At 63.5% G+C, this 14,821-nt stretch carries 13 protein-coding genes; 9 read left to right on the top strand and 4 right to left on the bottom strand.

Translation table 11 applies throughout. The features are described 5' to 3' along the window. Positions 1-160 precede the first annotated feature (160 nt). Positions 161-1,174, bottom strand: a complete 1,014-nt coding sequence (locus Q1V43_RS11820; RefSeq protein WP_300518102.1) for a Hint domain-containing protein — start codon at positions 1,172-1,174, stop codon at positions 161-163. 112 nt (positions 1,175-1,286) lie between these two features. Continuing rightward, entirely contained in the window at positions 1,287-3,749 is a 2,463-nt protein-coding gene (locus Q1V43_RS11815) for a UvrD-helicase domain-containing protein (protein WP_300518100.1), read from the bottom strand. A 224-nt stretch (positions 3,750-3,973) separates the two neighbouring features. Between Q1V43_RS11815 and topA the strand changes: the two genes are divergently transcribed. The 7 genes from topA (at position 3,974) to Q1V43_RS11780 (ending at position 11,534) form a co-directional block, all read left to right on the top strand. Continuing rightward, on the top strand, positions 3,974-6,517 hold the full coding sequence (gene topA, locus Q1V43_RS11810; RefSeq protein ID WP_300518098.1) for a type I DNA topoisomerase: 2,544 nt from the start codon (positions 3,974-3,976) through the stop codon (positions 6,515-6,517). Between the two features lie 34 nt (positions 6,518-6,551). Beyond that, entirely contained in the window at positions 6,552-6,986 is a 435-nt protein-coding gene (locus Q1V43_RS11805) for a hypothetical protein (RefSeq protein WP_300518096.1), read from the top strand. A gap of 93 nt (positions 6,987-7,079) precedes the next feature. Next, positions 7,080-7,775: a CoA transferase subunit A gene (locus tag Q1V43_RS11800; RefSeq protein ID WP_300518094.1), complete on the top strand. Its 696-nt coding sequence runs from the start codon at positions 7,080-7,082 to the stop codon at positions 7,773-7,775. Positions 7,776-7,779: 4 nt separating this feature from the next. Then, positions 7,780-8,406: a CoA transferase subunit B gene (locus Q1V43_RS11795; protein WP_300518091.1), complete on the top strand. Its 627-nt coding sequence runs from the start codon at positions 7,780-7,782 to the stop codon at positions 8,404-8,406. A gap of 296 nt (positions 8,407-8,702) precedes the next feature. Continuing rightward, positions 8,703-9,170 (top strand): hypothetical protein, encoded by a 468-nt coding sequence (locus tag Q1V43_RS11790; protein ID WP_300518088.1) that lies wholly within the window; start codon positions 8,703-8,705, stop codon positions 9,168-9,170. 310 nt (positions 9,171-9,480) lie between these two features. Beyond that, positions 9,481-10,797, top strand: coding sequence for an FAD-binding oxidoreductase (locus Q1V43_RS11785; RefSeq protein WP_300518085.1), 1,317 nt, complete (start codon positions 9,481-9,483; stop codon positions 10,795-10,797). After that, the gene (locus tag Q1V43_RS11780) at positions 10,794-11,534 is read left to right on the top strand and encodes an SDR family oxidoreductase (protein WP_300518083.1); all 741 of its coding nucleotides are present in this window, start codon (positions 10,794-10,796) and stop codon (positions 11,532-11,534) included. The genes Q1V43_RS11785 and Q1V43_RS11780 overlap by 4 nt, the downstream gene beginning before the upstream one ends. A gap of 13 nt (positions 11,535-11,547) precedes the next feature. Here Q1V43_RS11780 and Q1V43_RS11775 read toward each other — a convergent pair whose 3' ends face one another. Together Q1V43_RS11775 and Q1V43_RS11770 are read right to left on the bottom strand one after the other, a co-directional pair. Next, positions 11,548-12,975 carry a UbiA family prenyltransferase gene (locus tag Q1V43_RS11775; protein ID WP_300518081.1) on the bottom strand — a complete coding sequence of 476 codons (1,428 nt, stop codon included), beginning with the start codon at positions 12,973-12,975 and terminating at the stop codon, positions 11,548-11,550. After that, complete coding sequence (locus Q1V43_RS11770; RefSeq protein ID WP_300518079.1) at positions 12,968-13,756, bottom strand: lytic transglycosylase domain-containing protein; 789 nt, start codon at positions 13,754-13,756, stop codon at positions 12,968-12,970. The genes Q1V43_RS11775 and Q1V43_RS11770 overlap by 8 nt, the downstream gene beginning before the upstream one ends. Before the next feature lie 375 nt (positions 13,757-14,131). On the opposite strand from Q1V43_RS11770, the gene Q1V43_RS11765 reads away from it, so the two are divergent. Together Q1V43_RS11765 and Q1V43_RS11760 are read left to right on the top strand one after the other, a co-directional pair. Then, positions 14,132-14,323, top strand: a complete 192-nt coding sequence (locus Q1V43_RS11765) for a hypothetical protein (protein ID WP_300518076.1) — start codon at positions 14,132-14,134, stop codon at positions 14,321-14,323. Positions 14,324-14,380: 57 nt separating this feature from the next. Continuing rightward, entirely contained in the window at positions 14,381-14,572 is a 192-nt protein-coding gene (locus tag Q1V43_RS11760) for a hypothetical protein (protein WP_300518073.1), read from the top strand. Positions 14,573-14,821 lie beyond the last annotated feature (249 nt).

Raw genomic sequence — 14,821 nt, 5'->3', positions numbered from 1 at the left:
CCGCCGCTCAACAGATACCGCAAGGCCCTCTCCTCCTCCCTGGGGCGAAGCGGGACGCCGGAGCGCCCTCTCCTCCTCCCTGGGCGCCACGGCACATGAAGAACGGCGGCGCCCACCTCCTCCCGGGCGTCGCCGTTTTTTTTCGTTTTCGGATGTGGGGTTACAGCAACGAGAGCTGCCGCGCCGGGCGCAGGTCGCGCCCGTGGATCAGGGACAGTAGCTCCAATGCCTCCCGGTGGCGCAGCATCGGGCGCACCGACAGCTGGTCGGGACGCCCGGCGCCGGACAGGTCGGGATAGTTGGCCGCGATCTGCCCGGCCTCCCCCAGCACATTGCGCGCCACCTCGCCCAGCCAGAGCGTTTCCACCGCGGCGCCTTCGGCGCGGATCAGCGCGTGGGAGGATGTCGCCAGATTCATCCAGGTGACTTGAGGGCAGGGTTCGCAACGGATCGTATCGCCGTTGATCAGGGACTTCGCCGGGACAAGTACTTCGGAACTGTCATACAGCAGATCGGCCAGCGGATGGACCAGCAGCACCCGGTGCTGACCGGACAGGCGCAGCGGGCGGTGGTTTCCGATCGCTCCCGGCGCAAAGCGTATCGGTGCCGCCGGGCCAATCCCGGCCACCTGACGGCGCCCGATCCATGTCACCGGCTCGGAGGGGCCATCCAGGGTGACAACCCTGTCACCCCGCCGAAGATCCGCGATCTGCACCGCCCCGCGCGGGGTTTCGATCAACGTCCGGGCGGCAAGGCAGACATGACCATAGGTCGTGCCAAGCTGATCCGCCGTGTAGAAGCGCGGCGTCCCCCGGTCCTCCGCCTGGTCATACCAGCCCTGAAGGTCATAGTCCGGCGCCCAGCAGACCTGCACCGTGTTGCCATCCTGATCCTCGCCCTCGAACACAACGACATTCACGCCACCGCTGTAGGTGTCCGAGCGCAAAACCCCGGCATCCTCCAAGGTCACGGTTTTTCCCGAAGGGTCGGTATATTCCAGGTCGTAGGTTTCGCCGGGAGTGAACTGATAGGGGCTCGGATCGCCTGCGTTCGGCGTCACGTTCAGGCCGGTCGTGTCCGATGGCGGCCCGTCGAAGGCGCTGGACCCGCCGGAGGTATTCACATTCCCGCCAGTCGCAACGCTGAACTGGCTGTCTGCAGCTTCGATTGCCATGCGCGCATCCCCACACTTGCTGAAAGGGAGGATGGCGAAAAACAGCTAAGGACAGGTTTACGCACCTGCGAATTCATGTGGATCTCGAAAGGGGCGCTCCCATGGCACGGCGTCAGAAGGGCACGTCGCCCGCCTTGGCCGCGGGCACGATGAATTTCGCGACGACTTTCTTGGCCCCGGCCTTGTCGAACTCGATGTCCAGCTTGTCGCCTTCGATCTCCATCACCGTGCCATAACCGAACTTGGTGTGAAACACCCGGTCGCCAGCGGTAAAAGCGCTGACCGCCTCCAGGTCGATCACCACGTTGCGCCCCTCGTTCGGCGGAGATTTGCGACGCAGGCCGCCTTTCCGGGACATGCGTTTCCAACCCGGCGAATTGTAGGCATCCGCGCGGTGGGCGCGTTCTTCCAGTTGCGAAGGACCGCCGCCCCCGCCTGACATGTTCCTGTAGAGACCCGAGGAGGACGGAACCACCACGACGTGTTCCTCCGGCAGTTCGTCGATGAAACGCGAGGGCAGCTGGCTCTGCCATTGGCCATAAACCAGGCGGTTCTGAGCGAAAGAAATGGTGCAGACCTCCTCGGCGCGGGTAATGCCGACATAGGCCAGCCGGCGTTCCTCTTCGAGCCCCTTCAGGCCGGTTTCATCCATCGAGCGTTGTGACGGGAACAGCCCGTCCTCCCAGCCCGGCAGGAAGACGGCGGGGTATTCCAGACCCTTGGCGGCGTGGAGCGTCATGATCGTGACCTTCTCCTCGGCCTCCTCGGAGTCATTGTCCATAATCAGACTGACGTGCTCCAGGAACCCTTGCAGATTCTCAAAGCTTTCCAGGGCCTTGACCAGCTCCTTGAGGTTCTCCAGCCGTCCGGGCGCCTCAGGCGTCTTGTCGTTCTGCCACATGGCGGTGTAGCCGCTTTCGTCCAGAATGACCTCGGCCAGTTCGATATGGGTCTTGGGCAGGTCGGCCGGCAGGTCGCCGAGGTTCAGCATCGGCGTGCCGTCGTCCTCCACCACGGCATCATCGTCGGTCGCAGGCTGCGCGTGCAGGTGCACGATGGCGGCCCAACGATCCAGCTGCGCCACCAGTTGGCCAAGCGATTTGCCGCCCTTGCCCTTGATCAGCCCGTCCGAGGCGCAGATTCGCGCGCCTTCGACCAGCGAGACACCGTTCTGGCGCGCGGTCATCTGGATCGTCTGCACCGCCTTGTCGCCGAGCCCCCGGCGGGGCGTGTTGACGATACGCTCGAAGGCCAGGTCGTCGTCCTGGCTGACCGCAAGGCGGAAATAGGCCATGGCATCGCGGATCTCCATCCGCTCATAGAAACGCGGACCGCCGATCACGCGATAGGGCAGGCCGATGGTCAGGAACCGGTCCTCAAACGCGCGCATCTGGTGGCTGGCGCGGACGAGGATCGCCATATCGTCCAATGATTTCGGCGCCATGCCGCGCGTACCGCGCTGCAGGGCCTCGATCTCTTCCCCAACCCAGCGCGCTTCCTCTTCGCCGTCCCAATGGCCGATCAGGCGGACCTTTTCGCCGTCGGTCTTGTCGGTCCAGAGTTCCTTGCCCAGCCGGTTCTCGTTGCCGCGAATGACTCCCGAGGCCGCGCCCAGAATATGCGGGGTCGAGCGGTAGTTCTGCTCAAGCCGCACCACCTTGGCGCCGGGAAAATCCTTTTCGAACTTGAGGATATTGCCCACTTCGGCGCCGCGCCAGCCATAGATCGACTGGTCGTCATCGCCCACGCAGCAGATGTTCCTGTGCCCGCCCGCCAGCAGGCGCAGCCACATATACTGGGCCACGTTTGTGTCCTGGTATTCGTCCACAAGGATGTAGCGGAACCGCTGTTGATAACCTCGAAGAATATCTTCATTGTTCTGAAAAACCGACACCATATGCATAATGAGATCGCCAAAATCCGTAGCGTTAAGGTTTTTCAGCCGCTCCTGATATTGGGCATAGAGTTCGATGCCCCGTTCATTGAAGGCGGCAGCTTCGGAGGCTGGAACCTTGTCTGGTGTTAAAGCAAGGTTTTTCCATGTATCAATAATGCCCGCCAACAGGCGCGGGGGCCATCGTTTTTCGTCAATGTTTTCCGCAACAATAAGCTGTTTCAGCAACCGAATTTGGTCATCAGTGTCGAGAATGGTAAAGTTTGATTTGAGGCCGACAAGCTCAGCATGTCGACGTAGAAGTTTGGCGGAAAGCGCGTGGAAAGTGCCCATCCACCTGATGGGTTCTTTCTGGTTGTAAGGAGTTTTTTCCAGCCGGTCCTTCATCTCACGCGCGGCTTTGTTTGTGAAAGTAACCGCCAATATTTGGCTCGACCAAGCCTTTTTGGTCTCAATGAGATGCGCAATCCTAGCCATTAGCGCCTTGGTCTTGCCGGTCCCCGCACCGGCCAGCATCAGGACCGGCCCGTCCAGCGCCTCGACCGCCTCGCGTTGCGCCGGGTTCAGCTCGTCCAGATAGGGAAAATCCGCACGCGCAGACACCATGCCCATCGCACGTTGCGACAGGGGCACGCGGGAATCGCCGGCATCGATCAGGTCGTCATCATCGGGGCTGCTCATGGTCCACCCTTAGCAACCCGGTGGCCGGGTGAAAAGAGGTGTTCGGGGAATGTTCCGCACCCCGCCCGCACAATCGCGTTTTTTCCCGCCCCCTACGGGGGCGCGGCCAAAGCCCCCCTATTATAAGGAGTGCGGCCATTGACAAGCCGCCCCCTCCCGACACATCTAGCCCGTCAGAACGCCCGGCCCTTGAACCGGGTCAGATGTGAGTCGAGAGGATAAGAATGCCCGTCGTTGTCGTCGAAAGCCCGGCCAAGGCCAAAACCATCAACAAGTACCTGGGCAAGGACTATACGGTGCTGGCCTCTTATGGGCACGTGCGCGACCTGCCTGCGAAGGACGGATCCGTCGACACCGACAACGGGTTCGACATGACCTGGGAGGTCGGCTACGACTCGCGCAAACACGTCAAGGCCATCGCCGACGCGCTGAAGGACGACAACAACCTGATCCTCGCCACCGACCCCGACCGCGAGGGGGAAGCGATTTCCTGGCACCTGGAGGAAGCGCTGCGCAAGCGGCGCGCGGTGAAGAAGGACACGCCGGTCAGCCGCGTGGTCTTCAACGCGATCACCAAATCCGCCGTCACCGAAGCGATGCAAAACCCGCGCGGCGTGGATCAGGATCTGGTTGACGCCTATCTGGCACGCCGTGCGCTGGACTATCTGGTCGGCTTCAACCTGAGCCCGGTTCTGTGGCGCAAACTGCCCGGCGCGCGCTCGGCCGGTCGTGTGCAGTCGGTCTGCCTGCGCCTGATCGTCGAACGTGAACAGGAGATCGAAGCCTTCAACGCCCGCGAATACTGGTCGGTGAAGGCAGCTCTGACCTCGCCGCGCGGCCAGGAATACGAGGCGCGACTGACCCATCTGGCCGGCAAGAAGCTGGAACGCTACGACCTTGAGAACTCCACCGCCGCCGAAATGGCAGTGCAGGCGATCAGGTCGCGCGACCTGACCGTCAGATCGGTCGAGGCGAAACCGGCAGCACGCAACCCCTCGCCGCCCTTCATGACCTCGACCCTGCAACAGGAAGCCAGCCGCAAGTTCGGCTTCGGCGCGCGTCAGACGATGTCGACCGCCCAGCGCCTCTATGAGGCCGGCTACATCACCTATATGCGGACCGACGGGATCGACATGGCCCCCGAAGCCGTGACCGCCGCGCGCGATGCGATCAAGGATCGTTATGGCGCGGAATTCGTGCCTGACAGCCCGCGCATCTACAAGAACAAGGCGAAGAACGCGCAGGAAGCGCACGAATGTATCCGCCCCACGGACATGACCGTCGCGGCAACCGATCTGGCCCGGCTGGAGCCCGATCAACGCAAGCTCTACGACCTGATCTGGAAACGCACCCTGGCAAGCCAGATGGCCTCGGCGCGGCTGGAACGCACTTCTGTGGATATCGCCTCGGATGACGGTGAAGTCGTGCTGCGCGCCACCGGCCAGGTGGTGCTGTTCGAAGGCTTCCTGAAGGTCTACGAGGAAGGCCGCGACGACTCCGTGGTTGATGACGACGACAAACGCCTGCCCCAGCTGACGGAGGGCGAGGCGGCCGAGAAACGCGTGGTCAGCCCCGAACAGCATTTCACCCAGCCGCCGCCGCGTTACACCGAGGCGACCCTGGTCAAGCGAATGGAAGAGCTGGGCATCGGCCGTCCCTCGACCTATGCCAGCGTGATTACCACGATCCAGGACCGCGAATATGTCCGCAAGGACAAGAACCGCCTGTTCCCCGAGGACAAGGGGCGTATCGTCACCATCTTCCTGATGAACTTTTTCCGCAAATACGTTGGGTACGAGTTCACCGCCAACCTGGAAGAGGAGCTGGACGAGATCTCGGCCGGCGACATGGGCTACAAGGATGTGCTCAGCCGGTTCTGGCGGGATTTCTCGGCGGCGATCGGCGAGACCTCCGAGCTGCGGATTTCCGAAGTGCTGTCAAAGCTCGACGAAGCGCTGGCCCCACAGCTCTACCCGCCGCGCGAGGACGGGTCGGACCCGCGCATCTGCCCGAAATGCGGCACCGGCCAACTGCACCTGAAGACCTCGCGCACCGGCGGCTTCGTCGGCTGCGGCAATTACCCGGAATGCAACTACACCCGTCCAATCGCCGGGGAAGGCGCGGAAGGCGACGAACGCGTGCTGGGCGAGGATGCGGGCGACGAGATCTGGCTGAAATCCGGCCGTTTCGGCCCCTATGTGCAGCGCGGCGAACCCACGCCCGAGAACAAGAAACCGCCGCGCGCCTCCCTGCCCAAGGGTTGGGACAAGGATGACATGACGCTGGAAAAGGCGCTGACCCTGCTGTCGCTGCCGCGTATCGTGGGCATGCACCCGGAAGGCGGCGAGGTGAAATCGAACTTCGGCCGCTTCGGTCCCTATATCATGCACCAGGCGGAAGGCGAGGCGAAACCGGTCTATGTGAACCTCAAGGACCAGACGGATGTGTTCGAGATCGGCATGAACCGCGCGGTCGAAATGCTGGCCGAGAAACGCGCCAACCCGGGACGGGGCCGATCCGCGGCGGCCAAACCGCTGAAGGAACTGGGTGATCACCCGGACAGCGGCGGGCCGGTCAATGTCATGGAAGGGCGTTACGGACCCTACGTGAAATGGGAAAAGGTCAATGCGACCATCCCGAAGGACGTGAAGCCCGAGGACGTGACCATGGAGATGGCCGTGGGCTGGATCGCCGAGAAGGCCGCCAAGAAGAAGCCCGCGCGAAAGAAGGCGGCGCCGAAGAAGAAAGCGGTGGCCAAGAAGGCTTAACCGGCTTTTAAGATCGGCGTGACAGGGTGGAGGCATGGCCGATGCCCCGCCCCTCCCCTCACGTGACCTGCGCCCCTGGCTCTGGGCGGCGACGATCACGGTGGGTTTTGCCGCGCTGATGACCTTCTACGTGGTCTGGTCTCATGAAACCCCGCTGGGACGGCGGGTCATGCTGTCCGCCCCGGGCAACACGGTGCCGACGCCGCATTTCCTGATGCTCACCCTTCCGATACTGGCCCACCTGACGCTGGCCTGGCGATGGCACCCGGCGCGGCGGCTGAACCTGGCGCTCGCACTCATGGGGCTGATCACCTGGCACCAGGCAACCTACCCCGCCGGGATCGGCCTGCCCGCGATGCTGAACCTGATCCCTGACTGGCGCGAGCTGACCCTGGCCGCGGCACCTCCGCGCCCGGTGTTCGTCGCCCCTCTGCCGATCACGCAGGCTACCCTGGTGCCGGATAGGTAGAAATACCCTCCCAACCGTCAGAGGGGCCCATTTCATTGACTCGCGTCCTGCCAGCCGCCAGAAATGGCGCGGAACTGACGTGAGGACACTTTCATGAACAAGGTATACGGCTCCGCCGCCGAGGCCCTCGACGGGCTTTTGCAGGACGGCATGCTGATCGCCGCCGGGGGCTTTGGCCTCTGCGGCATCCCCGAGCTTCTGCTGGGCGCCATTCGCGACGCGGGCACAAAGGATCTGACTTTTGCCTCGAACAACGCGGGCGTGGATGATTTCGGCATCGGCATCCTCTTGCAGACGCGGCAGGTAAAGAAGATGATCTCGTCCTACGTGGGCGAAAACGCCGAATTCATGCGCCAGTATCTGTCCGGTGAACTGGAGCTGGAATTCAACCCGCAGGGCACCCTGGCCGAGCGCATGCGCGCCGCAGGTCACGGCATCCCCGGTTTCTACACCAAGACCGGCGTGGGCACCGTGATTGCCGAGGGCAAGGAAGTAAAAAGCTGGGGTGGCGAGGACTACATCCTCGAGGAAGGCATCTTCGCGGACCTGTCGATCGTGAAAGCCTGGAAAGCCGACGAAACCGGCAACCTGATCTTCCGCAAGACCGCGCGCAACTTCAACCCGCCGGCCGCCATGTGCGGCAAGACCTGCGTGGTCGAGGTCGAAGAGATCGTGCCGACCGGCTCGCTGGATCCCGACGCGATCCACCTGCCCGGCATCTACGTGCATCGCATCATCCAGGGCGAGCACGAGAAGCGCATCGAACAACGCACCATCCGGGAGGGCTGAGACCATGGCATGGGATCGCAACCAAATGGCCGCCCGCGCGGCAAAAGAGCTGGAAGACGGCATGTATGTGAACCTTGGGATCGGCATTCCGACCCTGGTGTCCAACCACATCCCCGAGGGCGTCAGCGTCACGCTGCAATCGGAAAACGGCATGCTGGGCATGGGCCCCTTCCCGACCGAGGACGAGATTGACGCCGACCTGATCAACGCCGGCAAGCAGACCATTACCGAACTGCCCCAGACCGCCTATTTCGACAGTTCGATGAGCTTCGGCATGATCCGCGGCGGCAAGATCGCCATGGCGATCCTGGGCGCGATGGAAGTGGCCGAGAACGGCGACCTGGCGAACTGGATGATCCCCGGCAAGCTGGTCAAGGGCATGGGCGGCGCGATGGACCTGGTCGCTGGCGTGGGCCGCGTGATCGTGGTCATGGACCATTGCAACAAGCACGGTGAAACCAAGGTGCTGAAGGAATGCACCCTGCCGCTGACCGGCAAGGGCGTGGTCGACATGATCATCACCGACCTCTGCGTGTTCCAGGTGGAACACAACGGGTTGCACATCGTGGAACTCGCCCCCGGCGTGACCCGCGAAGAGGTGATTGCCAAGACCGAAGCGGCCATCGTCTGAGGCCCCCTGACGCACATTCGCAAAGGGCTCCCATCCGGGGGCCCTTTTTTGTTTTCGCGCGACTTCCGGGATCGCGGCGAAGCAGACAGGGCAAGTGACACCCAATCGCGCGCGCCGTTTTCAGGCGCTCGGGGGAAGGGAGATCACCTGTTGATCACCGGACAACAACTGAGAGTGTGCTCACAGGCTCTTGCGCTCGGGTTTACCAGCTTTCCTTTAAGACTCATGCCCAGAGGCACGCCCGACAGCGGCCGTGACCTTTCGACAACTTTGACCGATTTGGAAAGGATCGACCAATGAAACGCTTTGCACTTACTTCAGCCCTCATCCTGGCATTCGCGGCCCCGGCATTCGCCAATGAGCAATTGGCAAGAAGCCTGGGCGTCGAGCCCGGCATGTATTCGACCTCCGAACTCATCCTGCTGGCCAAGGCACGGGAAGACAACGACAGAACCTTTGAACGGCATGTCCTTGGCGGTGGCGCCGCAGTTGTGTCGACGCAGAGCTTCGACATGATGCCTGGGAACGATCAGTTGGCCCGGAGCCTGGGTGTCGAGCCGGGCATGTACTCGACCCATGAACTCATCCTTCTGGCCAAGGCGCGGGAAGACAACGACAAGACCCTCGAACGGCATATCCTCGGCGGCGGCGCTGAAATCGTGTCGACCCAGAGTGTCCGTGTCGACGGGCGGGTGGGCGTCAACGAAACCGCGCGGCGCATCTTCGAGCAACTGGCAGCGGAGGAGGAAGAAGGTCAGGACTGATCGTCACACACCTCGGAAAACGGGCGAGCCCTCACCGGGGCTCGCCTTTTTTGTTTCACGGGCTCAACCCATTACGGAAGGCCGCATCTTGGGTTTGCACCTGAACGAAAGCCTCTGTCGGGCCTTTGTCCGGTGCGCCTTTACCGGCCACCTGGCTTCAGTTTCCAGCTGCATGTTCCCGAGTTTCACCCCCGCTCGACGCCAGGAGATTGTCCCTGGTCCAAAAGCGTTCCCATTCCCGAACCAATTTCATAATCTTGCCCCAATCCGTCGCTAGACCGGCAACAATCGAAAAGAGAGGGGCGCGCCGATGCGTTGGAACACCGTGGAATGCACCGGCTGGGGCCGCGTACACAGGGCAACCAGCCAGGTGGCCCGCCCGGAACGGCTCTCGACACTGTCGGCAACGCTTGCCGACACGCCCGCCCCCGGGGTCGGCAACCGCCGCTCGTATGGCGATGCCTGCCTGAACGGAGATGGCCACGCCGTGGACATGACCCGGATGGACCGCATCCTGAGTTTCGACAGACAGACCGGCGTCCTCGAGGCCGAGGCAGGGCTGACCATCGGCGCGCTGGCCCACGTGACCGCGCCGCAGGGCTGGCTGCCCGCGGTGATGCCGGGCACCGGCCGGGCCACGCTGGGCGGCTGCGCGGCAATGGATGTGCACGGCAAGAACCACCATGTGGCGGGCAGTTTCGGCCAGCATGTGCTGTCCGTGACGCTGATGCAGGGCGACAGGCGCGTTGTGGCCACGCCGAACCGCAACAAATCCCTGTTTCGTGCCACCATGGGCGGTCTTGGTCAGACCGGCGTGATTGCGCAGCTGAAACTGCAGCTGAAACCCTGCCCCGGCACCGTGCTCGAGGTCAGGGAACGCCGTATCGAATGTTTCGAGGATTTCATCCGCGCGCTGGACGGCAGTCAGGCCGACTACGTGGTCGGCTGGATCGACGCCGCCGCCACCGGCGCCCACCTGGGCCGCGGTGTTCTGGAAGAGGCGCAGTTGACCCGCGGCGACACGCCCCCCAGATCGCACAGCCGCAAAGTGCCGATGGACGCGCCCGGCTTTGCCCTTTCGCCCCCCGTGGTGCGGCTGTTCAACGCCGCCTATTACGGGCGCATTCCGCCCGGCGAGGGGCGCGCACGCACCCGCCGGATCGACGATTTCTTCTTCCCGCTGGACAAGATCCACGACTGGAACCGGCTTTATGGCAAGCGCGGTTTTCACCAGTTCCAATGTGTCGTGCCGCTGGATCAGGTGGCGGCATTGCGCGAGATACTGGTCGAGATCGCCGAGGCCCACCTGGCCTCGCCCCTTGCCGTGCTGAAACGGCTGGGTCCGGGGCGTGCCGGGCATATGTCCTTCCCGATGGAGGGCTATACGCTCGCTGTCGATTTCCCCGCCCGCGACGGGATTGAGGCGCTGATCGACCAGCTTGAACAGCTTTGCCGCCAGGCGGGTGGGCGGCTTTACCTGGCCAAGGATGCGCTGGCCCATGGCGAGGCGATCAAGGCGATGTATTCCGAACATGGCGATTGGGTGGCCGAGACCGCCAAGGCCGACCCCGACGGCGCCTATGAGACCGACATGACCCGCCGCCTGACCCTGAGGAGCGCGAGATGAGCGACAGCCACACCTGGATCATCCTGGGCGCCACCAGTTCTATGGCCCGCGCCTTTGCCCGGCGGGTCAGCGCCGAAGGCGCGACCGTGCTGCTTGCGGGGCGGGACATGGAGGACATGCGCAAGACCGCCGCCGATCTGGTGGCACGCGGCGGCCGGGCCGAGGCCCTGCCCTTCGACGCGCGCACCCCGTCCGGGTTCGACGCCCTTGTCGAACGCGGCCGCACGGAGCCCGGTGTGCTGAACGCGGCCGTTTTCGTGGGCTCCATGCCGGAGCAATCTGCAATCGACGCGGATCCCGGCCTGATCGACGGCACCGTGCGCGACAATTTCACCGGCCCTGCCCACCTGTTGCACATGCTGGCCCCGGAGATCGAAGCGCGCGGCGCGGGCACGATCGTCGGCGTGGGCTCGGTCGCCGGAGATCGCGGGCGGGTCGGCAACTATGTCTATGGCGCGGCCAAGGCGGGGTTTGCGACTTACCTTTCGGGGCTGCGAAACCGCCTTAACCGCGCGGGCGGCCATGTGATCACGGTGAAACCCGGCTTTGTCGATACGGCGATGACCTGGGGCATCGAAGGCATGTTCCTGGTCGCCTCGCCCGACGCGGTGGCGCGGGACATTCTCAGGGCGGCCGCCAAGGGGCGCAACGTAATCTACACCCCCTTCTTCTGGCGCTGGATCATGCTGATCATCCGCCTGATCCCGGAACCGGTGTTCAAGAAACTGTCGATCTGAACAGGCGCGCGCCTCAGAACACGCCTTCCCACAGGCCCGAGGCAAAGAATAGCGAGGCCAGGCAGATCAACAACAGCCCGATGCCGCGTTTGTCGCGCATGGCAAAAAGGATCGGGTCGTAATCCTGCCGCCCTTCGTAGCCCAGCCGCACCATGCGGATCAGCCACAGGAGCATCGGCAGCGCCGCCAGCCAGAGAAACACACGGTCGGGATAAAGCCCGATCGCCTGGGGGGAGAACCCGTAGGCCAGAAAGGACAGCACCGCCCCTGCCACGCCTGCGAGCGCCAGGTTCAGAAGTTTCGACCGGTCCCCGCGCGCATAGCCGCGACCGGGCAGGCGCTCGTCGGTCTCGGCCCTCGTCACTTCGGTCAGGCGTTTCACCGCGCCAAGAGCTACAAATGCGGGGAAGATGACCCCGATCAGAAAGCCCGAAACGCTCAGGCCCGTCACGGCCGCGCCAGCCACCACGCGCAGAGTGTACAGCCCCGCCAGGATTACGATATCGATCCAGCGAAACCGCTTGAGACGCAGCGAATAGGCCAGCGACAGCAGCATGTAGAATCCGGTGATCGACAGCATCCCGGGGCCCAGCAACGCCGAGCCCGCCAAGGCCACCGTCCCCGCGCCAGCCCCTGCCGCCATGCCCACGATCAGGGGCACCGATCCGCCCGCAAAGGGGCGGCGGCACTTGCTCTCGTGCAGCCGGTCGGCTTCCAGGTCCAGCAGATCATTGGCCACGTAGATGGACGAGGCGGCGGCCGAGAAACAGATCATGCCCAGGATCACCATGCCCAGCGTGGCCCAGGTAAAGTCATGCGCGGCCACCATCGGCAGCAGAAGCAGGATGTTCTTGACCCATTGATGGGGGCGAAGGGCGCGGGCCAGATCGCTCCAGCGCCAGGCACCATCGTAGCTTTGCACCGGTTTGCCCGCGGCAGCCAGCGCCCGGGCGGAGCCCGCGTCGCCGACAACGATGGCGGTATCGGCGCGCTCCCAGACCGCGCGGTCGGCGGCTTCGTTGCCCGCATAGTCGAACCCTCCCTCGCCATAGGCGGCGACCAGGGCTTCGGCCTTGGCCACGCCTTTGAGGTTCACGCCGGCTTCGGAGCCGAACACCCGCCCCTCCAGCCCGTGATCGGCGGCCAACTGTTCCACCAACCCCCGGTCCGAGGCCGAAGCAAAGACAACCTCGCGCCCTTCCCCCCGGGCCACCCGGGCCAGTTCGGCAATTTCGGGTTTCACTGGCATCAGATCCGTGCGCGGCTGACCGATCCGGGCCAGTTCGGCCTTCAGCCGGGGCCGGTTTCCCAGATTGCGCAGCGATGCGGCAAGCGTGGCCAGCGGGCGCTTTCCCATGCCCGCCCAGAAGCTTTCGACCAACATGTCGGTGCGCAGAAAGGTGCCGTCGACATCCAGAACCAGCGGTTTTCCGTCAGCCATTCGAGGCCTCCCGCACCGCGAAGACGCAACCGTCGGTAATCAGTTCCGGCCGGGTCAGGCAGAGGCCGCGCGCCACCTGCCAGGCGGCCAGCACCCTGGGCACATAGGCGCGCGTTTCGGGATAGGGGGGAACGCCGGCATATTTCCGGACAGCGTTCTCGCCGGCGTTGTAGCCCGCCAGCGCCAGGATCACGTCGCGATCGAAATGTCCCAGCAGCCAGGACAGGTATTTCACCCCACCCGCGATGTTCTGCGCCGGGTCGGTGGCATCCTCGACCCCGAAACGCGCGGCGGTTGCGGGGATGAGCTGCATCAGCCCCTGCGCGCCCTTGTCGCTTTGTGCGCCGGAATGGCCCGAGCTTTCCACCGCGATCACCGCCACGACCAGGGCCGGGCTGACATCGGTGCCCACCGTGGCGCGCAGGATCGCGGCGCCGTGAGCGGCGGCAATGTCCTGCAGGTGTTGCAGGCGCGGCTGCGGCAGTGCCTCGCGCCCATCAAGAGCGGCCAGCGCGCGCGCCATGTTCTGGGCCCCGCCCTGGGTGCTTTCGGTCTGTACAGTGGACCAGAACCAATCCCACCCGGAGGCGGGCAAGGCCGGACCCTCCGCCCGGGGCACGGCCGGCGCTTCGGGCGCGGGCGCGACCGGATCCACCTGAACGGTGATACGCGGCCCGCGCTGCCCCGGCTCGGGGATCCCCACCCGCTTGAAGGTGAAGTCCGGCCAGGGCTCCGGCCCCTCTGCCAAGGCTGGAGCCACGCCGAAAGTGGAAAATATCATACACATATGAAGAAAACGACGCATGCGCGCCTCACTCGTCTGCCCCGGGCCTATCATTTTGGAAAAACATCGCAGACTCGAGATAAAAGGGCCAGTTTTTCCTGCTTTTTCCGCGCCGGAATTGGTCGGGAAATCCGGCAAAAAGTAATACTAATTAAATTTTGTTAACTTTTATTTTGTTTGTTTTCAGCTACTTACTATGAATTTGCCGCGCAATGACTTCTTACGCAAAAACGTACGAAAGCCGCCCAAATCCTGCCCCAATCAATGGGCTTTATGTACCCAAACCAAGCAGCGAACGGACCGGATCTCAGGCGGTTCAAGAAGAGCTCGGTCAAACTGACACAGACTGAACACCCATCGGAGGGACACACCATGAAACTGTTCAACAAATTTTTCAAAGACGAATCCGGCGCCGTGACCGTTGACTGGGTCGTGCTGACCGCTGCCATCGTCGGCCTCGGCATCGCCGTGCTGACCTCGGTTTCGGGCGGTACCACCACCCTGGCCGACACCATCTCGACCGAGCTGGGCACGACCACCATCCTGGACCAGAGCGGCTCGTAAACCGGCTGATCCAGCTGAAAACACCAAATACGCTAAACTCTTGACGGAGACACCACCATGAAACTGTTCAACAAATTCTTCAAAGACGAATCCGGCGCCGTGACGGTTGACTGGGTCGTGCTGACTGCTGCCATCGTCGGCCTCGGCATCGCCGTGCTGACTTCGGTTTCGGGCGGTACCACCACCCTGGCCGACACCATCTCGACCGAGCTGGGCACGACCACCATCCTGGACCACAGCGGCTCGTAAGCCGGCGCTGGCCAGTAAGTAAAACAAGGGGCGCACCGGACATCGGCGCGCCCCTTGCCATTCTCCGCCGCCCTGTTGCGGCGATCAGACAAATTCTTCCAGTTTTCCTTCTTTGTCCCCAATTCTGCCGCAATCTGGCACCACGCTGGTCGGGACGACGAGTGTATCGATCGGCCCGGCCGGTCACGTAAGCGAAAGGACAGGACATGCGATTGATTTTCGGATTGGTTCTGGTTTTAGGCGTCGCCC

The organism is Aliiroseovarius sp., assembly GCF_030148435.1.
GTDB lineage: Bacteria > Pseudomonadota > Alphaproteobacteria > Rhodobacterales > Rhodobacteraceae > JASBTN01.
Note: the sequence above shows the minus strand (reverse complement) of the source record. Positions and strands in the feature narration are given on the sequence as shown.

Excerpts from the sequence above, each read along its gene's own strand:
- Q1V43_RS11820 (WP_300518102.1), bottom strand. The coding sequence starts at position 1,174 with ATGGCAATCGAAGCTGCAGACAGCCAGTTCAGCGTTGCGACTGGCGGG.
- Q1V43_RS11815 (WP_300518100.1), bottom strand. The coding sequence starts at position 3,749 with ATGAGCAGCCCCGATGATGACGACCTGATCGATGCCGGCGATTCCCGC.
- topA (WP_300518098.1), top strand. The coding sequence starts at position 3,974 with ATGCCCGTCGTTGTCGTCGAAAGCCCGGCCAAGGCCAAAACCATCAAC.
- Q1V43_RS11805 (WP_300518096.1), top strand. The coding sequence starts at position 6,552 with ATGGCCGATGCCCCGCCCCTCCCCTCACGTGACCTGCGCCCCTGGCTC.
- Q1V43_RS11800 (WP_300518094.1), top strand. The coding sequence starts at position 7,080 with ATGAACAAGGTATACGGCTCCGCCGCCGAGGCCCTCGACGGGCTTTTG.
- Q1V43_RS11795 (WP_300518091.1), top strand. The coding sequence starts at position 7,780 with ATGGCATGGGATCGCAACCAAATGGCCGCCCGCGCGGCAAAAGAGCTG.
- Q1V43_RS11790 (WP_300518088.1), top strand. The coding sequence starts at position 8,703 with ATGAAACGCTTTGCACTTACTTCAGCCCTCATCCTGGCATTCGCGGCC.
- Q1V43_RS11785 (WP_300518085.1), top strand. The coding sequence starts at position 9,481 with ATGCGTTGGAACACCGTGGAATGCACCGGCTGGGGCCGCGTACACAGG.
- Q1V43_RS11780 (WP_300518083.1), top strand. The coding sequence starts at position 10,794 with ATGAGCGACAGCCACACCTGGATCATCCTGGGCGCCACCAGTTCTATG.
- Q1V43_RS11775 (WP_300518081.1), bottom strand. The coding sequence starts at position 12,975 with ATGGCTGACGGAAAACCGCTGGTTCTGGATGTCGACGGCACCTTTCTG.
- Q1V43_RS11770 (WP_300518079.1), bottom strand. The coding sequence starts at position 13,756 with ATGATATTTTCCACTTTCGGCGTGGCTCCAGCCTTGGCAGAGGGGCCG.
- Q1V43_RS11765 (WP_300518076.1), top strand. The coding sequence starts at position 14,132 with ATGAAACTGTTCAACAAATTTTTCAAAGACGAATCCGGCGCCGTGACC.
- Q1V43_RS11760 (WP_300518073.1), top strand. The coding sequence starts at position 14,381 with ATGAAACTGTTCAACAAATTCTTCAAAGACGAATCCGGCGCCGTGACG.